This window comes from Flavobacterium sp. CECT 9288, from assembly GCF_918731615.1.
In the GTDB taxonomy this organism is placed as follows: Bacteria; Bacteroidota; Bacteroidia; order Flavobacteriales; family Flavobacteriaceae; genus Flavobacterium.
In genome coordinates this window covers 1,850,467-1,866,836 of record NZ_OU957226.1, presented here as the reverse complement: position 1 = coordinate 1,866,836, position 16,370 = coordinate 1,850,467, and the positions used below count along the sequence as shown (strand labels likewise).

Annotated in this window: 22 protein-coding genes; 9 read left to right on the top strand and 13 right to left on the bottom strand. The window is 33.3% G+C overall.

Annotated features, from left to right (window positions below; genetic code table 11):
• Positions 1 to 176: 176 nt before the first annotated feature.
• The 3 genes from LQ189_RS08175 to LQ189_RS08165 form a co-directional block, all read right to left on the bottom strand.
• Positions 177 to 698, bottom strand: coding sequence for a hypothetical protein (locus LQ189_RS08175; protein ID WP_230155677.1), 522 nt, complete (start codon positions 696 to 698; stop codon positions 177 to 179).
• 169 nt (positions 699 to 867) lie between these two features.
• Complete coding sequence (locus tag LQ189_RS08170) at positions 868 to 1,413, bottom strand: hypothetical protein (RefSeq protein ID WP_230155675.1); 546 nt, start codon at positions 1,411 to 1,413, stop codon at positions 868 to 870.
• A gap of 215 nt (positions 1,414 to 1,628) precedes the next feature.
• Positions 1,629 to 2,024, bottom strand: a complete 396-nt coding sequence (locus LQ189_RS08165; protein WP_230155673.1) for a hypothetical protein — start codon at positions 2,022 to 2,024, stop codon at positions 1,629 to 1,631.
• Between the two features lie 231 nt (positions 2,025 to 2,255).
• Between LQ189_RS08165 and LQ189_RS08160 the strand changes: the two genes are divergently transcribed.
• A complete protein-coding gene (locus LQ189_RS08160) occupies positions 2,256 to 3,128 on the top strand; it encodes a transposase (protein ID WP_230155671.1) in 873 nt (290 codons plus the stop codon).
• A gap of 19 nt (positions 3,129 to 3,147) precedes the next feature.
• On the top strand, positions 3,148 to 3,906 hold the full coding sequence (locus tag LQ189_RS08155; RefSeq protein ID WP_230155669.1) for a transposase: 759 nt from the start codon (positions 3,148 to 3,150) through the stop codon (positions 3,904 to 3,906).
• 96 nt (positions 3,907 to 4,002) lie between these two features.
• Here the strand turns inward: LQ189_RS08155 and LQ189_RS08150 are convergent, their stop codons facing one another.
• The 3 genes from LQ189_RS08150 to LQ189_RS08140 form a co-directional block, all read right to left on the bottom strand.
• Positions 4,003 to 4,149, bottom strand: a complete 147-nt coding sequence (locus tag LQ189_RS08150) for a hypothetical protein (protein ID WP_230155667.1) — start codon at positions 4,147 to 4,149, stop codon at positions 4,003 to 4,005.
• A gap of 2 nt (positions 4,150 to 4,151) precedes the next feature.
• A complete protein-coding gene (locus LQ189_RS08145) occupies positions 4,152 to 4,682 on the bottom strand; it encodes a hypothetical protein (protein WP_230155665.1) in 531 nt (176 codons plus the stop codon).
• 211 nt (positions 4,683 to 4,893) lie between these two features.
• Positions 4,894 to 5,619 (bottom strand): hypothetical protein, encoded by a 726-nt coding sequence (locus LQ189_RS08140; RefSeq protein ID WP_230155663.1) that lies wholly within the window; start codon positions 5,617 to 5,619, stop codon positions 4,894 to 4,896.
• Between the two features lie 212 nt (positions 5,620 to 5,831).
• Between LQ189_RS08140 and LQ189_RS08135 the strand changes: the two genes are divergently transcribed.
• Complete coding sequence (locus tag LQ189_RS08135) at positions 5,832 to 6,770, top strand: IS110 family transposase (protein ID WP_230155661.1); 939 nt, start codon at positions 5,832 to 5,834, stop codon at positions 6,768 to 6,770.
• 529 nt (positions 6,771 to 7,299) lie between these two features.
• On the opposite strand, the gene LQ189_RS08130 is transcribed toward LQ189_RS08135, so the two are convergent.
• From LQ189_RS08130 to LQ189_RS08120, 3 genes are all read right to left on the bottom strand, one after another.
• A complete protein-coding gene (locus LQ189_RS08130) occupies positions 7,300 to 7,581 on the bottom strand; it encodes a hypothetical protein (RefSeq protein WP_230155659.1) in 282 nt (93 codons plus the stop codon).
• 8 nt (positions 7,582 to 7,589) lie between these two features.
• Complete coding sequence (locus LQ189_RS08125) at positions 7,590 to 7,931, bottom strand: hypothetical protein (protein WP_230155657.1); 342 nt, start codon at positions 7,929 to 7,931, stop codon at positions 7,590 to 7,592.
• Positions 7,932 to 8,142: 211 nt separating this feature from the next.
• Positions 8,143 to 8,826, bottom strand: a complete 684-nt coding sequence (locus LQ189_RS08120) for a DUF4304 domain-containing protein (RefSeq protein ID WP_230155656.1) — start codon at positions 8,824 to 8,826, stop codon at positions 8,143 to 8,145.
• 244 nt (positions 8,827 to 9,070) lie between these two features.
• Between LQ189_RS08120 and LQ189_RS08115 the strand changes: the two genes are divergently transcribed.
• The 3 genes from LQ189_RS08115 to LQ189_RS08105 are packed head-to-tail and all read left to right on the top strand — an operon-like array spanning position 9,071 to position 10,772.
• On the top strand, positions 9,071 to 9,943 hold the full coding sequence (locus LQ189_RS08115) for a transposase (protein ID WP_230155654.1): 873 nt from the start codon (positions 9,071 to 9,073) through the stop codon (positions 9,941 to 9,943).
• Positions 9,944 to 9,962: 19 nt separating this feature from the next.
• On the top strand, positions 9,963 to 10,502 hold the full coding sequence (locus tag LQ189_RS08110; RefSeq protein ID WP_230154442.1) for a transposase: 540 nt from the start codon (positions 9,963 to 9,965) through the stop codon (positions 10,500 to 10,502).
• Between the two features lie 15 nt (positions 10,503 to 10,517).
• Positions 10,518 to 10,772 (top strand): transposase, encoded by a 255-nt coding sequence (locus LQ189_RS08105; protein WP_230155652.1) that lies wholly within the window; start codon positions 10,518 to 10,520, stop codon positions 10,770 to 10,772.
• A 102-nt stretch (positions 10,773 to 10,874) separates the two neighbouring features.
• Here LQ189_RS08105 and LQ189_RS08100 read toward each other — a convergent pair whose 3' ends face one another.
• Together LQ189_RS08100 and LQ189_RS08095 are read right to left on the bottom strand one after the other, a co-directional pair.
• Positions 10,875 to 11,174 (bottom strand): helix-turn-helix domain-containing protein, encoded by a 300-nt coding sequence (locus LQ189_RS08100; RefSeq protein ID WP_210788449.1) that lies wholly within the window; start codon positions 11,172 to 11,174, stop codon positions 10,875 to 10,877.
• Between the two features lies 1 nt (position 11,175).
• Positions 11,176 to 11,514, bottom strand: a complete 339-nt coding sequence (locus tag LQ189_RS08095; RefSeq protein WP_230155650.1) for a type II toxin-antitoxin system RelE/ParE family toxin — start codon at positions 11,512 to 11,514, stop codon at positions 11,176 to 11,178.
• 248 nt (positions 11,515 to 11,762) lie between these two features.
• Between LQ189_RS08095 and LQ189_RS08090 the strand changes: the two genes are divergently transcribed.
• Complete coding sequence (locus tag LQ189_RS08090; RefSeq protein ID WP_230155648.1) at positions 11,763 to 12,833, top strand: IS110 family transposase; 1,071 nt, start codon at positions 11,763 to 11,765, stop codon at positions 12,831 to 12,833.
• A 433-nt stretch (positions 12,834 to 13,266) separates the two neighbouring features.
• Complete coding sequence (locus LQ189_RS08085) at positions 13,267 to 13,740, top strand: hypothetical protein (RefSeq protein ID WP_230155646.1); 474 nt, start codon at positions 13,267 to 13,269, stop codon at positions 13,738 to 13,740.
• A gap of 149 nt (positions 13,741 to 13,889) precedes the next feature.
• Here the strand turns inward: LQ189_RS08085 and LQ189_RS08080 are convergent, their stop codons facing one another.
• Both LQ189_RS08080 and LQ189_RS08075 read right to left on the bottom strand, forming a co-directional pair.
• Positions 13,890 to 14,342, bottom strand: coding sequence for a hypothetical protein (locus tag LQ189_RS08080; protein WP_230155644.1), 453 nt, complete (start codon positions 14,340 to 14,342; stop codon positions 13,890 to 13,892).
• Positions 14,343 to 14,488: 146 nt separating this feature from the next.
• Positions 14,489 to 15,091 carry a M48 family metallopeptidase gene (locus LQ189_RS08075; RefSeq protein WP_230155625.1) on the bottom strand — a complete coding sequence of 201 codons (603 nt, stop codon included), beginning with the start codon at positions 15,089 to 15,091 and terminating at the stop codon, positions 14,489 to 14,491.
• Between the two features lie 217 nt (positions 15,092 to 15,308).
• Here LQ189_RS08075 and LQ189_RS08070 point away from each other — a divergent pair, with 217 nt between their 5' ends.
• Positions 15,309 to 15,821 carry a hypothetical protein gene (locus LQ189_RS08070; RefSeq protein ID WP_230155642.1) on the top strand — a complete coding sequence of 171 codons (513 nt, stop codon included), beginning with the start codon at positions 15,309 to 15,311 and terminating at the stop codon, positions 15,819 to 15,821.
• Positions 15,822 to 16,370 lie beyond the last annotated feature (549 nt).

The following is a 16,370-nucleotide window of genomic DNA, read 5'->3' as shown; positions in this document are numbered from 1 at the left end:
AATAACTTTTACAGTCTAAGCCTTCGGCAGACAAAAAGTTGTTTCCAACTTTTTCAACAAGCCGTTGGGACGGCATTTTATACTCAAAAAATAACCAACATATAACCCTCTCAAAAGTTGTGAATAACTTTATGATGCTTTACATAGGAGTGGCTGTTATGAGCTGTTTTTTTATTTCATAGTCCATAGCTTTCATTTACGCAATCTATTTCATTTAGATTGTTAATAGGGATTATTCTTCCGTCTATTGAATTTGCTTTCCAAGCCTTTACAATTTTATTCAAGTATTCTGTGTCATTTTTTTCGTCTTTTACAACCGCAATAATTTCACTATTATTTATACCATTTACTCGACAAGTACAAAGTGAAATAATTTCATCTTCTTTCAGACTATTAATCATAACTGTGTCCAATATTTTGTTTGATATAACTTTACTTTTTCCACCTATTTTTTCTTCCAGTATTAGAAGATATTTCCCTTTGTTAAAAAATTGTGATATACCAAATTTATATTCAATGGATTTCTTTCCTTCATAATCAATCATAGATCCAGCTTGAAACTCAAAATTTTTCAATTCGGGAATTTCGTTAATTTTAGTATAAATTTTTCCCTTCAGTGAATTCTGTTCTTCTTTAGTGTCATTTTTGCAACTAAAAAGAAATATTGCAAAAAATAATAGTGTAATTGTTATCTTCATAGTTTTTGTCTCGTCAGGTAAAATAGCTCATAACGTCCCGCCGCTTGGCGAGGTTGGGGACTAAATTAAGATTTATTTTCGGTTAATCACAAAATTTCCAAATACAACACCACTTTAAATTAAGCCTAATTCCCGACTATTGCTTACTAGCTGTTAGCGGATGTTTTTCTCATTGTCTAGTAAATATTTCCGCTCCACCTGAACCAAAAATACCAAAGTGTTTTTCGTTCGGTGAAAATCCAAATTTCAATGTTGTGTATTCAAGATTGATTAATGAAATTAGTTCGAACTCTTTCCAATATTCAGTCTGATTTTGTCTAGTTTTGATATTCTGTATTCCAATTATTTGCTCTCCAAGTGATGGACTAAAAGAGTCCAAATTCCAAAAGTCTGTTGTGCAATGATTGCCATCTCCACCTCGAAGTCCAAATATTTTTATAGTTTGTCCAAGTTCATCAATATTAAATTCTAAATTGTCCTTAGAAAATTTTGTCATTGCGGAATTATCCTCGTCATAGTTTCTTATTTCTCTTTGCCCTGTTATTGGGTCAGATATTGAATATTCGTCTGACGAAAACAGAAACACTTTACTGTCAAGTGTCCAGCCACTAGCAATAACTCCAGCCGCAGAAATAACAACCCTGTTTGTCCAAGGTAATGAAGGTTCTTTTACAAAGTCAAATAGGTTTGTTTTACTCTTTTTAAAGAAGTCCATTTCTGAAATATATTATATAGTTGTCTTTCACGTCTCTGTCTTTTTAAAATATCCGCTAACGTTCCCGAGCTACAAGTAGTTTGGGACTAAATTAAGCCCATTATTCGGATTCGCCAAATCTTCCAAATACAAAACCAATTTCAAATTAAGCCTAATACCCAAATCCGTTGTAGCGCATGTTAGCAGTAGCTTTTTTTTATTTATATTGTTTTTCATCAGTCCATTTTGACATAAACAAATTCATACTCTTTATCAAACATTATACTTTTTATTTTTATGTATTCACATTGTGTTTGTATAATTTTTGTAGTCAAAAAATCTCCTGCTTTTGCAAAGTAATTTGGTATTGTCACTTCAATTATTGTTGTTTTATATTCACAATCATTTAGAAATTCCATTTTTGATTTCACATATTGACCATTTTCAACATATTCTGTTTGAATTCCATCTTTAACAATCATATAATATTCTTTCGGACTATAGCTTGTACTTGCAAATTTTCCACTTTTCATTATTCCACAATTCGGCACTTTGTCTGCTTCAAGAAAAATATTTTCTTGCGCTTCTGATAAATTCCAAAATAGTAAGAATAAAATTGTAATTGTTTTCATATCGATTATGTTGTTTTCTGCGCGAAAGTTACTGCTAACGTTCCGGCGCTTGGCGAGGTTGCGAAGTTCGGAACCGATTATTTTCTATCAAAGATAAAATTTCTTGCGAGAAATAAACGTGTATTTACTACAAAATTCGCAATCTTGCCAAACGCCTGTGCTTGTTGCACAACTCGAACAAATATATCAAAAAAAACTTGCAAAAAAGTAAAAGAAATTATATTTTTAACTATGCAAGGAAGAAAAGAACTCACGCCAAAAATGCTCTATCAAGTTCATTTACAGGACCTGATTCCTGAGCATAATTTTTATCGATTGCTTGATACAGCTATCGATTTTCATTTTTTATATAAAGCTACTGCAAAGTATTATGGAGACGAAGGACAGGAGAGTATTGATCCTGTTGTGTTTTTCAAAATCTGTTTGGTTGGCTATTTAAACAACTTAAATTCGGACAGGAAACTCATCGAGTATTGCTCAAATTGTTTAGATGTTCGCCTTTTTATTCGATATGACATTGATGAGGCTTTACCTTGGCACAGCACCATTAGTCGCACGCGTGGGTTGTATGGTGAAGAAGTGTTTTTAAGTTTGTTTAAAGCCGTTTTAAAGCTATGTGTTTCCAAAGGTATGATTCGCGGCAAGCGTCAAGCCGTAGACAGCGTTTTTATCAAAGCCAATGCCTCTATGGATAGTTTGGTAGAGAAAGAAGTATTGGAAGATGCCAGTGCCTTTGTAGATGAATTAGAAGAAAACAGCGAATTTAAAACTACCAGCACCAGAAAGAAACTAGTAGAACAGCACCATAATTGGAAAAAAGAAGCTTACAAGAGCCAACCCAATCCCAACTTCAACATTGATAAAGTAGATGAACACGGCAATTCAATACGTCCGAGATTTGTATCGAATCACACCCATTATTCTCCCACAGATTTAGATGCTAGGGTAAGTGTAAAACCAGGAAAAGCAAGACAGTTAAACTATTTTGGACAAATAGCTGTAGACGATTCGCATCATGTAATAACAGGCGCCTGTTCTGATTTTGCAGACAAACGCGATAGTCAAATCGACGAAGGAGATTCATCGAATACCTATGAAAAATAAAATTAGAATGAGATAATGCGTGCAAAAAATAGTAGAATTAACAGAGGAAAATCTAAATGAAAATGGCATTGAATTAGAAGAACTTTTAGTCGATGGAGGTTATAGTAGTGGAGAAGCGTTAAAATATTTGCACCAAAAAAACATCGATGCCTATATTCCAAACTTCGGACAGTACAAACCCGAGCGAGAAGGTTTTATTTTCAACAAAGAGCTGAACCAATATGAATGCATCAAAGAAGGTTCCAACAAAGCTATTTTACTCTTTAAAGGCGAAAAGAACGATAGCAAAAGCTACACCAAAAACAGCTATCGAAGTAGTGAGCGCGATTGCAAAAACTGTCCACTACGAGAACAATGCTGCGGAAAAAGCACTAAGTATAAAAAGATAGACCACAGCATCCACAAAGAACACTACGATCGAATGCACCAAAAACTAACTCAAAACGCACGCTATGCCAAGCAAATGGTGCGAGTGAGAAGTAAAACCGTAGAGCCAGTAATAGGAACATTGGTCAATTTTACCAATATGAAGCGCGTAAACACAAGAGGAATCAAGCAAGCCAACAAACACGTTTTAATGGCAACGTTAACCTATAATCTCAAGAAATACTTGAAGTTTATCACCAAAAAAACAAAAACAAAAGCCGGAGTTGTAAGTGAAATACAAGCAAAAGCACCAACTTCTCTAAAAACAGCTTTCATAGACTTGAATACCGACTTTTTAAGGCATTTTATTTTTACAAACTACAACCTAAAACCAAAAATAAACCTCGCTTAAATATCCTTAAACGAGGTTGTTTTTTATCCTTATCTTGAAATTTTACTTTATTAAGAGAGTTGCGCAACAGCTACGTGTGTTGTAGGATGTACTTTGTTAGGTATTAAGTTTCTTTTTTTCCGTTGTTTTCTTTGTTGATTTTTTCTTTTTAAAGAAGTCACTCAAAGCTTTTTCTTCGGACAATGTTAAAGAACTTAATCCTCCAATAGTATCAATTTCTAAATCTAATTTTTTAGTTTTCATAATTATTTATTTTGAAAATATTTATTGATTAATTTCAGTGCTGATTTTGTTTCAATTATCATAATTCTACCACCAAAATGAAATGCTCCTAATGTTTTTTCGTAATGTTCAACTAATTGTGATTTCGAAAGAAAGGAAACATTTCCATCGTGTCCACGCTGAAAAGATAATTTACAAGCATATGCAACTAAATTACCAGCTACACCAGCATAAACTTTAGTTTGACCTTTGTTAAATGGAGCATTTTCTACAAGATGCATATAAACGTGGTCAGATTTGACTTCTAAACTGACAAGACCTTGAATAATTTTAGAGTTTCCCGAAATTGTAAGTTTATAAATATCTCTAACTGGATTTTTATATTCTTCGCTCCAATTAAAAAGCCAACCATTTTTCTTTGTTACAGATTTTAAATCAGAGTTTTGAAGAATAGAAATTTCAGTCTGAAAACTGTCCCCAGTAATCACATTTTCTATTGAATTTGTTAGCTTGTCAATTACAAAATCTAGTCCTATTTCTCCTTCTTTATTCATTCAGCTAATTTAATGAATATAATCTAATTTTGGAAGTTTTTGTGTCTGCTCATTTTCGGGCGTATATCCTACAACGTCCCGCGGCTTCGCGAGGTTTGGGACTAAATAAAGACTTATTTTCGGATTTGCCAAATCATTCCAAATACAATACTATCTTTCCATTAAGCCAATTGCCCAAATCCGTTGTAGCGTGTGTTGTGCGATCGCTTTTTTATTTATAATAATAGTACCAATTACCTTCATAATTTTTTTCAAGATTTTCTTTACTGTCAAAAGCAAGATTTATGTATTCTTTCTTAAAAAGTCCAAACTCATCTTTTTCTTTTACAATTTCAAAATATTCTTCTTTTATTTTTTCAAATATTGGATTTATTCTATTTTTTTCAATTTGATTTTCTTTCTCTACAAATATTGTGATGTAAAATGAATTCATATGAATTTCCCAAACATTGTCTTTTTTGTATTTTTTTATAAGCTCTGCAATTTTCTGTTTGGAAAGTTCGCCACTTATTTCGTTTGCATAAACTGTCAAAAAAACTGAATAGCAAACCCAAATATTTTTAAAGGATTTTTTATTTATATTACTTTTTATACCAAGATTCAAAAGAAATTTATCGACAAAAGTATTTTTATTTTGGGCAATATTATTCTGATTTTCAACGCTTAATAATTCTTGATACTTTTTCGAAATTTTGCTTTGTATTTCTTTATCGTAACCACTTTTGCTTAATATTTTTTGATAATCTTTTTGTGATTCCAGAATTAAGTGTAATCTATGTTTGTTGTCTTTTTTGTCAATTTCAAATTCTATATAAATTACATTAATTTCAAAACGTTCATTTGTCCAATTAACAAGTTTATCAAAAACAATTTCTTGCTTTTTTCCTCTTAAAGTTTCTTTGGATAATTTATATAGTTTGTCTGTTGAAAAGTACATTTGGTTTTTATAAGTTTCTGTTTTTTAGTGATTTGCTGTAAAGTGTCGCACAACGTTCTCGCGCTACAGCGGGTTTGGGACTAAATTAAGCCTATTCTTCGGATTTGACAAATCATCCAAAATACAAAACCATCTTTCCATTAAGCCTAATGCCCAAATCCGTTGTAGCATCTATGTAAAAGCATAACTTAGAGTTACTAAAAACGAAGATTATGCAATTACAAGATGCCTTAACTATTCCAAAGATATTCATTGGTTTAGACATTCACAAAAAAAGCTGGAGCGTTTCCATTCAAACGGATTTGTTTTTTCACAGAACGTTTTCGATGCCTTCTGTTGCCGAGGATTTATACCAATATGTGGAGCGAACATTTCCAAATCACGAAGTAGCTTTAGTTTACGAAGCAGGATGTTGCGGATTTTCTGCAGCGCGCTATTTTTTAAACTTAGGTTGGCATGTTTTGGTGGTCAATCCCTCCGATGTCAAGACTGGAGATAAGGAGCGGTATCAAAAAACTGACGCTTTAGATTCCAAAAACCTGTCCAATCAATTAAAAGCGGGTGTGCTCAGGAGCGTTTATATTCCTACCGAAGCACACGAACAGTTTACCACTTTGGCTCGTCACAGAACCCAAATCACCAAGAAACTCCGACAAAGCAAATCGCAAATCAAAAGTATGTTGCTCTTTCATGGGATTGAAATACCTCCAGCATATGATAATTCAAATTGGAACAAAGATTTCATAGTTTGGCTGGAAAATATAGAATTCAGCTCCCCTTGTGGAAAATTGGCACTTCAGGGCAAAATACGGATGTATCAATTTATCAGGTTAGAGTATTTGGAAATTGCCAATCAAATGCGTGCGCATTGCAGAAAGACCTGTAAGAACGATTATAATCTCTTGAGGAGCATTCCAGGAATTGGCGGTTATCTGTCCAGTGTAATTTTGGCTGAATGTGGTGATTTGCGCCGATTCAATAACGAAGGACAATTTAGCTCTTACATCGGATTAGTACCAGGGATTTATAATAGCGGCGGATCAGAAAAATGTTTAGGAATAACCCCCAGAAGTCGTTCCCAATTACGAAGTTATTTAGTAGAAGCAGCCTGGATTGCCATTAGAAAAGATGCCGAAATGCAGCAATATTAACGCAAACATCAAGGCAAGAATGTAAAGACTGTCATCATTAAAATAGCTCATAAATTAGCACGAAGAATACTCTCGGTCATTAAAACCGAAACACCTTATCAAATCAATAGAAACTTAGTATTAGAAAAATAAAAATAACCTTCTTAAAAAGCTCAATCATACCAGAGAATAGACTGCAAAACAGCTAGGGCGGTTCTTTAAAATAAGCCGCATTTTGTAGTAGGCAGCTATTTTTATTCTTACAATCAAACCGATGCTGGTGGTCTCGTTCTCAAAACGAGAACCACATATAGGAGTGGGAGCTTTAAGAATTTAAAAAGAAAGACAATGAAATAAAAGAGATCTAAATACGTGGCATTATTGAAAAAGTTAGAATAACTTTTACAGTCTAAGCCTTCGGCAGACAAAAAGTTGTTTCCAACTTTTTCAACAAGCCGTTGGGACGGCATTTTATACTCAAAAAATAACCAACATATAACCCTCTCAAAAGTTGTGAATAACTTTATGATGCTTTACATAGGAATAGCTGTTAGTGGCTGGCTCTTTCACGATACCATTTGTCGGTCAAATATTTTTCTGGAATATCTTCATTCCAAGGTTCAATTCCAAGTTTTTCAATTTCATCAAACCATTTTTCTCTTTTTGAATTCGGCAATTTTTTTCCACACCAAGGACAAAATTCAATTACTACGTATGAAGTTGCACCATCGCAAATTTTTACACCATATTCGTCAAATTTTTCAACGTAAACTATTCCAGTATCTGAGTTATTATATTTTGTTGAAGAATTGAGTTGTATTTTTTCGCACATTTGGTTTTTTAAAATTTTGGATTGATATTTCCTTTTCGGTAAACTTCTAATTTAAATTCCACAACATTTTCAAAATCTTTATCCCAAATCCTAAATTCCATTTTGCCGTATAGAGACTTAATGTTTGAGAAAAGATTTACCTTATTTATTTCAGTTGACTCATTTCTACTAGTTACTAGATGAAGAATTTCTTCAGTAAAATTTATATTAAAAATTTCGTTTGCGTCAATTTCAGTTAGTGCTTTTGGATTTAAATAATGCCATTCACTTTCCGAATTGTTTTCGGGTTTTATCCAATGTATTTTGTTTAGATATGTTTTGTCAGATTCATAAATAAGCCTTGATTCCATATTACTTTCTGCGTTTTTTATTGTGCTTGCCACTAACGTTCCGGCGCTTGGCAAGGTTGCGAAGTTCGGAACCGATTATTTTCTATCAAAGATAAAATTTCTTGCGAGAAATAAACGTGAATTCACCACAAAATTCGCAATCTTGCCAAACGCCTGTTAGCGGTTCGGGCTTTTTCATTTATCTGTATATTTTATTTTAAAGTACTCATTGTCAGTCTTTCAATATTATTCCAAGTCTATCGGCAAGTCCTTTTACATATTCTTTGTGACCGTTCTTTATTTCAATATCATTGTAATATTCCTGAAATAGTTTTTCTGCTTTTGATTTGTCTCGGTGAATCTCGATTAAAGCAACGTCTAATTTTCCTCTAGGTGAATCACATTCAAAATTTCCTAAGTTTCTGCAAATCTTATCTCGGTTTTCAAATTTGTCAAGCCAATCAAGTCCGTGTGAACTGAGTCCGTCAATAACTTCTTTCGCTGATTTATTGTTGTCGTCTAAAATTGTCCACCAATGGTCTTGTTTAATAGTCAAATGCGGTAGCCGTTCTCTAATTTGGCAATCGTAGTCTTGGTATATGACTTTCTGTTTATTGTTACTTTCAAGTTCATAAACTTCTTTAACCATAATTCCCAAATTGATTGTAAAGCTTCCATAAAGGTTTGAATAAACTTGACCACTTTGAATATTTATAACTTGGTAAATTCCTTCTTCAGTTTGGCGGTTAAATGTTTTACCTTTTTTCTTAAAGCCAAATGGTTTTAAGAATTGAAAAATTTCATTTTGTATTCTGTCCAAATTAGTTTTTAATTCTTCTTTATTTGGCAAAACTATATTTTCTGATTTTTCATCAATCAATTTTGGTTTGTTTTTTAAGAAGTCAAAAATTCCCATTTTTATTTGTTGGTGTTTTTATTCCGTGTCGTCTTTTAGCCTGACCGCTAACGTTCTCGCGCTACAAGCAGTTTGGGATTAAGGAAGCGTAATCTTTCGGATTTACCAAATCTTCCAAATACAAAACTAATTTCAAATTAAGCCAAATACCCAAATTGCTTGTAGCGTGTGTGCTTGTTGCACAACTCGAACAAATATATCAAAAAAAACTTGCAAAAAAGTAAAAGAAATTATATTTTTAACTATGCAAGGAAGAAAAGAACTCACGCCAAAAATGCTCTATCAAGTTCATTTACAGGACCTGATTCCTGAGCATAATTTTTATCGATTGCTTGATACAGCTATCGATTTTCATTTTTTATATAAAGCTACTGCAAAGTATTATGGAGACGAAGGACAGGAGAGTATTGATCCTGTTGTGTTTTTCAAAATCTGTTTGGTTGGCTATTTAAACAACATAAATTCGGACAGGAAACTCATCGAGTATTGCTCAAATTGTTTAGATGTTCGCCTTTTTATTCGATATGACATTGATGAGGCTTTACCTTGGCACAGCACCATTAGTCGCACGCGTGGGTTGTATGGTGAAGAAGTGTTTTTAAGTTTGTTTAAAGCCGTTTTAAAGCTATGTGTTTCCAAAGGTATGATTCGCGGCAAGCGTCAAGCCGTAGACAGCGTTTTTATCAAAGCCAATGCCTCTATGGATAGTTTGGTAGAGAAAGAAGTATTAGAAGACGCCAGTGCCTTTGTAGATGAATTAGAAGAAAACAGCGAATTTAAAACTACCAGCACCAGAAAGAAATTAGTAGAACAACACCACAATTGGAAAAAAGAAGCTTATAAGAGCCAACCCAATCCCAACTTCAACATTGATAAAGTAGATGAGCACGGCAATTCAATACGTCCGAGATTTGTATCGAATCATACGCATTATTCTCCCACAGATTCAGATGCTAGGGTAAGTGTAAAACCAGGCAAAGCAAGGCAGTTAAACTATTTTGGACAAATAGCTGTAGACGATGCGCATCATGTAATAACAGGCGCCTGTTCTGATTTTGCAGACAAACGCGATAGTCAAATCGACGAAGGAGATTCATCGAATACCTATGAAAAATAAAATTAGAATGAGATAATGTGTGCAAAAAATAGTAGAATTAACAGAGGAAAACCTAAATGAAAACGGCATTGAATTAGAAGAACTTTTAGCCGATGGAGGCTACAGTAGTGGAGAAGCGTTAAAATATTTGCACCAAAAAAACATCGATGCCTATATTCCCAACTTCGGACAGTACAAACCCGAGCGAGAAGGTTTTATTTTCAACAAAGAGCTGAACCAATACGAATGCATCAAAGAAGGTTCCAACAAAGCCATTTTACTATTTAAAGGCGAAAAGAACGATAGCAAAAGCTACACCAAATACAGTTATCGAAGTAGTGAGCGCGATTGCAAAAACTGTCCACTACGAGAGCAATGCTGCGGAAAAAGCACTAAGTATAAAAAGATAGATCACAGCATCCACAAAGAACACTATGATCGAATGCACCAAAAACTGACTCAAAACGCACGCTATGCCAAGCAAATGGTGCGAGTGAGAAGTAAAACTGTAGAACCAGTCATAGGAACATTGGTCAATTTTACCAATATGAAATGCGAAGCATTCACGAACACCATTTAAAATCAATAAAAACTTGTGAGTAATCGCGTAAACACACGAGGAATCAAGCAAGCCAACAAACACGTTTTGATGGCAGCTTTAACCTATAATCTTAAGAAATACTTGAAGTTTATCACCAAAAAAACAAAAATAAAGTCCGGAGTTGTAAGTGAAATACAAGCAAAAGTATCAACTTCTTTAAAAACAGCTTTCATAGACTTGAAAACCGACTTTTTAAGGCATTTTATTTTTACAAACTACAACCTAAAACCAAAAATAAACCTCGCTTAAATATCCTTAAACGAGGTTGTTTTTTATGCTTATTTTGAAATTTTACTTTTTTTAGAGAGTTGCGCAACAGCTACGCCTGTTGTGTGCTGTAATAATATTTACTTACAAAAAGGTTAACCCAATTCTTTTATTTAATCCTATTTCAAAGATTCTTATTAATGTTGAAAGTTGAATATTTCCTCTTCCGTTTTCAATTCTCGAAATGTAGCTTTTTTTTGTTCCAGTTCTTTCAGCCAATTGCTCTTGAGTTATTTTAGCTTCTTTTCGAGCGTCTTTAAGCATTTCACTTATGATGAACATCTGTGATTTTTCTTCGTAGCTATTTCTACTTTCTGTTCCGATTTTTCCGTGTTCAACTTCAATAAGTTGATCGAAATTTTTTATGTTTTTATAATCTTTCATTTTAAATGTTTTTTTGTTGAAAATACTCGTTCATTAAATTCAATGCTTTTTCCAATTCATTTTTTGGTGTCTTTTGTGATTTTTTCTTAAAACCATTAAAAAGCACAACTAATTTCCCTTTATCAAAGCAACAAAATATTCTATAAATATTTGACTGATATTCAATTCTTATTTCATAAAGTCCGGTTGTTCCTGTCAAATGTTTTAAAAATTTTTCCGGAACTTTCTCAACTTGTTTTATTAATTCAAGAACGTATTTCATTTTTTCTTTTACCTTTTCATCTTGACTTTGGTAAAACTCAATAAAATGATTTTCGTAAAATATAATTTCTCTGCTCATTTGACAAAGTTATCTTAAAAGTTAACAATTAGCAAATAAATTTTGATTTTTTTCTTGTAGTTTACGTTCAGCGGAATTATAGCACACAACGTTCTGGCACTACAGCGGGTTTGGGACTAAATTAAGCCCTATTTTCGGATTTGCCAAATCATCCCAAATACAAGACCATTTTTCTATTAAGCCTATTGCCCAAATCCGTTGTAGCATCTATGTAAAAGCATAACTTAGAGTTACTAAAAACGAAGATTATGCAATTACAAGATGCCTTAACTATTCCAAAGATATTCATTGGTTTAGACATTCACAAAAAAAGCTGGAGCGTTTCCATTCAAACGGATTTGTTTTTTCACAGAACGTTTTCGATGCCTTCTGTTGCCGAGGATTTATACCAATATGTGGAGCGAACATTTCCAAATCACGAAGTAGCTTTAGTTTACGAAGCAGGATGTTGCGGATTTTCTGCAGCGCGCTATTTTTTAAACTTAGGTTGGCATGTTTTGGTGGTCAATCCCTCCGATGTCAAGACTGGAGATAAGGAGCGGTATCAAAAAACTGACGCTTTAGATTCCAAAAACCTGTCCAATCAATTAAAAGCGGGTGTGCTCAGGAGCGTTTATATTCCTACCGAAGCACACGAACAGTTTACCACTTTGGCTCGTCACAGAACCCAAATCACCAAGAAACTCCGACAAAGCAAATCGCAAATCAAAAGTATGTTGCTCTTTCATGGGATTGAAATACCTCCAGCATATGATAATTCAAATTGGAACAAAGATTTCATAGTTTGGCTGGAAAATATAGAATTCAGCTCCCCTTGTGGAAAATTGGCTCTTCAGGGCAAAATACGGATGTATCAATTTATCAGGTTAGAGTATTTGGAAATTGCCAATCAAATGCGTGCGCATTGCAGAAAGACCTGTAAGAACGATTATAATCTCTTGAGGAGCATTCCAGGAATTGGCGGTTATCTGTCCAGTGTAATTTTGGCTGAATGTGGTGATTTGCGCCGATTCAATAACGAAGGACAATTTAGCTCTTACATCGGATTAGTACCAGGGATTTATAATAGCGGCGGATCAGAAAAATGTTTAGGAATAACCCCCAGAAGTCGTTCCCAATTACGAAGTTATTTAGTAGAAGCAGCCTGGATTGCCATTAGAAAAGATGCCGAAATGCAGCAATATTACCGCAAACATCAAGGCAAGAATGTAAAGACTGTCATCATTAAAATAGCTCATAAATTAGCACGAAGAATACTCTCGGTCATTAAAACCGAAACACCTTATCAAATCAATAGAAACTTAGTATTAGAAAAATAAAAATAACCTTCTTAAAAAGCTCAATCATACCAGAGAATAGACTGCAAAACAGCTAGGGCGGTTCTTTAAAATAAGCCGCATTTTGTAGTAGGCAGCTATTTTTATTCTTACAATCAAACCGATGCTGGTGGTCTCGTTCTCAAAACGAGAACCACATATAGGAGTGGGAGCTTTAAGAATTTAAAAAGAAAGACAATGAAATAAAAGAGATCTAAATACGTGGCATTATTGAAAAAGTTAGAATAACTTTTTCAGTCTAAGCCTTCGGCAGACAAAAAGTTGTTTCCAACTTTTTCAACAAGCCGTTGGGACGGCATTTTATACTCAAAAAATAACCAACATATAACCCTTTCAAAAGTTGTGAATAACTTTATGATGCTTTACATAGGAGTGGCTGTTAGCAGGAGTACGAATTTTAACAACAAAATATCTTATGAAAACGACTTATTTAGAATTACTTAAAAAAATTGACGCATCTATTTTTCAAAACTATAAGATTGTAGATGATGAAGAAATAGATATTGATGAAAGTGAACTTGAAAACTGCATTAATAACTCTATTCCTGTAAAAATAGAAATGTTAGTTGATTTTTCTTGGTACGAACCATTGGATTATGACACAGAAAAAGTAACCTTAATCAGAAGCGGTTGGGTTTGGGATTTCTTTTCATTTGATGAAGGTCAGGAATTATATGATTTACTTTCTAAAATTGGAATAGGAGATGAATATTGGAAAGATTGGCTTAATCAAAGTTGGGGAAGTCCAGAGTATCATCAAATATGGGATGGAGAAGAATTATTTGAAGATGATTTTTTTGACACTATTGAAGATGCTAAAAAATACCGTTCAGTTTGGGCTATAAAAGGGACTATTGAGATTGAACTTGATTGTTTTGAAAACGAATAGCAGTATTCCTGCTAACGTTCTCGCGCTACAAGCAGTTTGGGACTAAATTAAGCCCATTATTCGGATTTGCCAAATCTTCCAAATACAAAACCAATTTCAAATTAAGCCTAATGCCCAAATTGCTTGTAGCGTGTGTTAGCACCAGTAATTTATCCGTCAACTATAATTCCTTCTTGCGGTTCTAGGTCTATAAACTCAATTGTCACATAGTGATTTATTTTAGTAGAATATAGCGTTAGTGACCAATGTACAGAATTGTCTGTTATGCTTGATAATGAAATTCCATCAATAGTAAATTCTTTATCAAAGTCAATAATTTGATTTTCTTCTTCCCAATCTTCCAATTCTTTTTTTAAGTATGGAATAATTACGTCAACTTTTATTGAAGCATAATTGCTCAGCAATTTAGTATAGAATTCTTTTTGGCTTTCTGTTGGTCCATTTTCATCTGCGTCAATATTTATTCCAACTTTTTGTGAGTCAAATTTCACATCGCCGTCATAAAAATTTTTCGTAGTGTCACTAAATTTCGTGTAATTTAATTCGCCAAATAAGCCGTCTACAAATTTCGGTTTCTTTTTAAAAATGTCAAATATTCCCATTTTGGTGTATTATTGGTGCTAACGTTCCGCTGCTTTGAGATGGCTGGAAGTTCGTAACCGCTCAATTTTCGGCTTAACGGAAACTTGATGCGAAACGGTAATTCCACTAAATTCCAGCTATATCAAAACAGCTGTTGTATGCTGTGCTAATTATCAGTTCCGTTATGCCACAAAGCAATTAATTCGGCTTTAGTTTTAAATTTGTATTCAGTTTTATACACTTTTAATATTTCGTTGTCTGGAAAATCTCGACTTATGTTTTTCAGTTCAAGTTCTGCTTTTTTAAGTTCTCCTTTTGTTTCTAAAGCAGATAAATATTCCATTCGGAAGTTAAAATCATTTTTCAGTTCGGTTTTCAATAAGTTTTCATATTCACTTAAACCAATTTTATAATTTTTTTCAGCTTCAGTTTTGTTTCCATCGATGTCAAAAAAAAGTCCTCGTTGAATTTTCCATAAAGGTTGTTGTGGTCTTAGTTCAATCATTTTCGCATTATTTTTAATCGATTCTTTAATGTCTTTTTTCCAAGTCAAGAATTTACTTTTGGTATAATAAGCATTAAAATAACTTCCGTCAATTTCGATAGCTTTGTCAACTAAAACTAAACAACTGTCGATTTTTACATTTTCGTCTTGATTAGATTTCATAAATAAATCGTTAGCTTTTTTTACTAAATCTTTGGCTTCTTTTTCTTGTCCATTACAAGAAACAATCGATAAAAATATTGTCAGAATAAGTAGTTTTTTCATTTTAGTATTTTTGGCCGCATAGCATACAACGTTCCCGCGCTACAGCGGGTTTGGGAATAAAAATGCGTAATCTTTCGGTTATGCCAAATGTTTCAAACACAAGACCAGCTTTCCATTAAGCCAAATACCCAAATCCGTTGTAGCGTGTGTTGGCAAATCGGTTTTCTTTTTCCCACCGAATTAAGCGAAAAAAATTAACTTTACAAAAACAATTATTATGAACGCAATTGAAACAAAAAAACACACAAAGTATTCTTTAGAATTAATTTTTAATGAAGCGGATAAAATGTCCACAGAGCTTTTAGGTTCTATAGCAGAAAACACAAATAAATCGTTTATTCTAATAGCTATTTATTTTTCTGTATTATCATATTCTTTTTTTAAAGTTATAGAGGATTATAATTTTCTGTATTTCATATTGATATTAGGCTCTATTTTAGGATGTTTTGTTTTGAGAAAAAATATTTTTCCAAATACGATTTGTATAAAAGGAGCGCTTCCTGAAAATATGATACAAGAATACTTTTCTTCATTTACAGAGGAAGATTTAGATAAAGAATATTTAGCCACACAAATAGAATCTTATAACTATGCGATGATAGAAAATAAAGAAACTATTGAAAAGATGGTAAATAGATTTAAAAAGTCAATTTACATAGTTTTTTCATCATTCTTTCTTTTTAGTTTGATTTCCGCTTTTTTGCTCTTTACTGAATGTTTGCAACCTTGAGGTTGTATTTGGTCTTTGAGTAGTAGCAGGTTTTGGTGTTTGTTGATTGCTACTACTTTGTTATTTTTCTTTACTCATAATATATTTTCGGTATTTCGGTTTTCTAAACTGTTTGCCAACGTCCCGCCGCCTCATGCCGTTGCGAACTTCGGGACCGATTAGTTTCGGCTAAGATAAATAAACTTGCGAAACGAAAGCGTCAATTTAGAAGAAAATTCGCAATGGCTTGAGACGGCTGTTATAGGGCGGTTGAATATTTTAAAGTTTCTATTTTTCAGATTTTGCCTTTCAAGTTTCGCTTTTCGGTTTCCACTTTCAAGTTTCGTTTTTCAGATTCTACTTTTCAAGTTTCTGATTTTCAAATTCTGCTTTTCAGATTCTGCTTTTCACGTTTCGCTTTTCACGTTTCGCTTTTCGGTTTCCACTTTCAAGTTTCTGCTTTCAAGTTTCGCTTTTCGGTTTCCACTTTCAAGTTTCTGCTTTTCAGATTCTGCTTTTCAGATTCTGCTTTTCAGATTCTGCTTTTCAGATTCTGCTTTTCAGATTCTG

What these genes read in the sequence shown, in the direction of transcription:
- LQ189_RS08130 (WP_230155659.1), bottom strand. Translation starts at nt 7,581, where the DNA reads ATGTGCGAAAAAATACAACTCAATTCTTCAACAAAATATAATAACTCA.
- LQ189_RS08075 (WP_230155625.1), bottom strand. Translation starts at nt 15,091, where the DNA reads ATGAAAAAACTACTTATTCTGACAATATTTTTATCGATTGTTTCTTGT.
- LQ189_RS08140 (WP_230155663.1), bottom strand. Translation starts at nt 5,619, where the DNA reads ATGTACTTTTCAACAGACAAACTATATAAATTATCCAAAGAAACTTTA.
- LQ189_RS08170 (WP_230155675.1), bottom strand. Translation starts at nt 1,413, where the DNA reads ATGGACTTCTTTAAAAAGAGTAAAACAAACCTATTTGACTTTGTAAAA.
- LQ189_RS08145 (WP_230155665.1), bottom strand. Translation starts at nt 4,682, where the DNA reads ATGAATAAAGAAGGAGAAATAGGACTAGATTTTGTAATTGACAAGCTA.
- LQ189_RS08150 (WP_230155667.1), bottom strand. Translation starts at nt 4,149, where the DNA reads ATGAAAACTAAAAAATTAGATTTAGAAATTGATACTATTGGAGGATTA.
- LQ189_RS08085 (WP_230155646.1), top strand. Translation starts at nt 13,267, where the DNA reads ATGAAAACGACTTATTTAGAATTACTTAAAAAAATTGACGCATCTATT.
- LQ189_RS08160 (WP_230155671.1), top strand. Translation starts at nt 2,256, where the DNA reads ATGCAAGGAAGAAAAGAACTCACGCCAAAAATGCTCTATCAAGTTCAT.
- LQ189_RS08100 (WP_210788449.1), bottom strand. Translation starts at nt 11,174, where the DNA reads ATGAAAGATTATAAAAACATAAAAAATTTCGATCAACTTATTGAAGTT.
- LQ189_RS08120 (WP_230155656.1), bottom strand. Translation starts at nt 8,826, where the DNA reads ATGGGAATTTTTGACTTCTTAAAAAACAAACCAAAATTGATTGATGAA.
- LQ189_RS08080 (WP_230155644.1), bottom strand. Translation starts at nt 14,342, where the DNA reads ATGGGAATATTTGACATTTTTAAAAAGAAACCGAAATTTGTAGACGGC.
- LQ189_RS08095 (WP_230155650.1), bottom strand. Translation starts at nt 11,514, where the DNA reads ATGAGCAGAGAAATTATATTTTACGAAAATCATTTTATTGAGTTTTAC.
- LQ189_RS08090 (WP_230155648.1), top strand. Translation starts at nt 11,763, where the DNA reads ATGCAATTACAAGATGCCTTAACTATTCCAAAGATATTCATTGGTTTA.
- LQ189_RS08070 (WP_230155642.1), top strand. Translation starts at nt 15,309, where the DNA reads ATGAACGCAATTGAAACAAAAAAACACACAAAGTATTCTTTAGAATTA.
- LQ189_RS08165 (WP_230155673.1), bottom strand. Translation starts at nt 2,024, where the DNA reads ATGAAAACAATTACAATTTTATTCTTACTATTTTGGAATTTATCAGAA.
- LQ189_RS08135 (WP_230155661.1), top strand. Translation starts at nt 5,832, where the DNA reads ATGCAATTACAAGATGCCTTAACTATTCCAAAGATATTCATTGGTTTA.
- LQ189_RS08125 (WP_230155657.1), bottom strand. Translation starts at nt 7,931, where the DNA reads ATGGAATCAAGGCTTATTTATGAATCTGACAAAACATATCTAAACAAA.
- LQ189_RS08175 (WP_230155677.1), bottom strand. Translation starts at nt 698, where the DNA reads ATGAAGATAACAATTACACTATTATTTTTTGCAATATTTCTTTTTAGT.
- LQ189_RS08115 (WP_230155654.1), top strand. Translation starts at nt 9,071, where the DNA reads ATGCAAGGAAGAAAAGAACTCACGCCAAAAATGCTCTATCAAGTTCAT.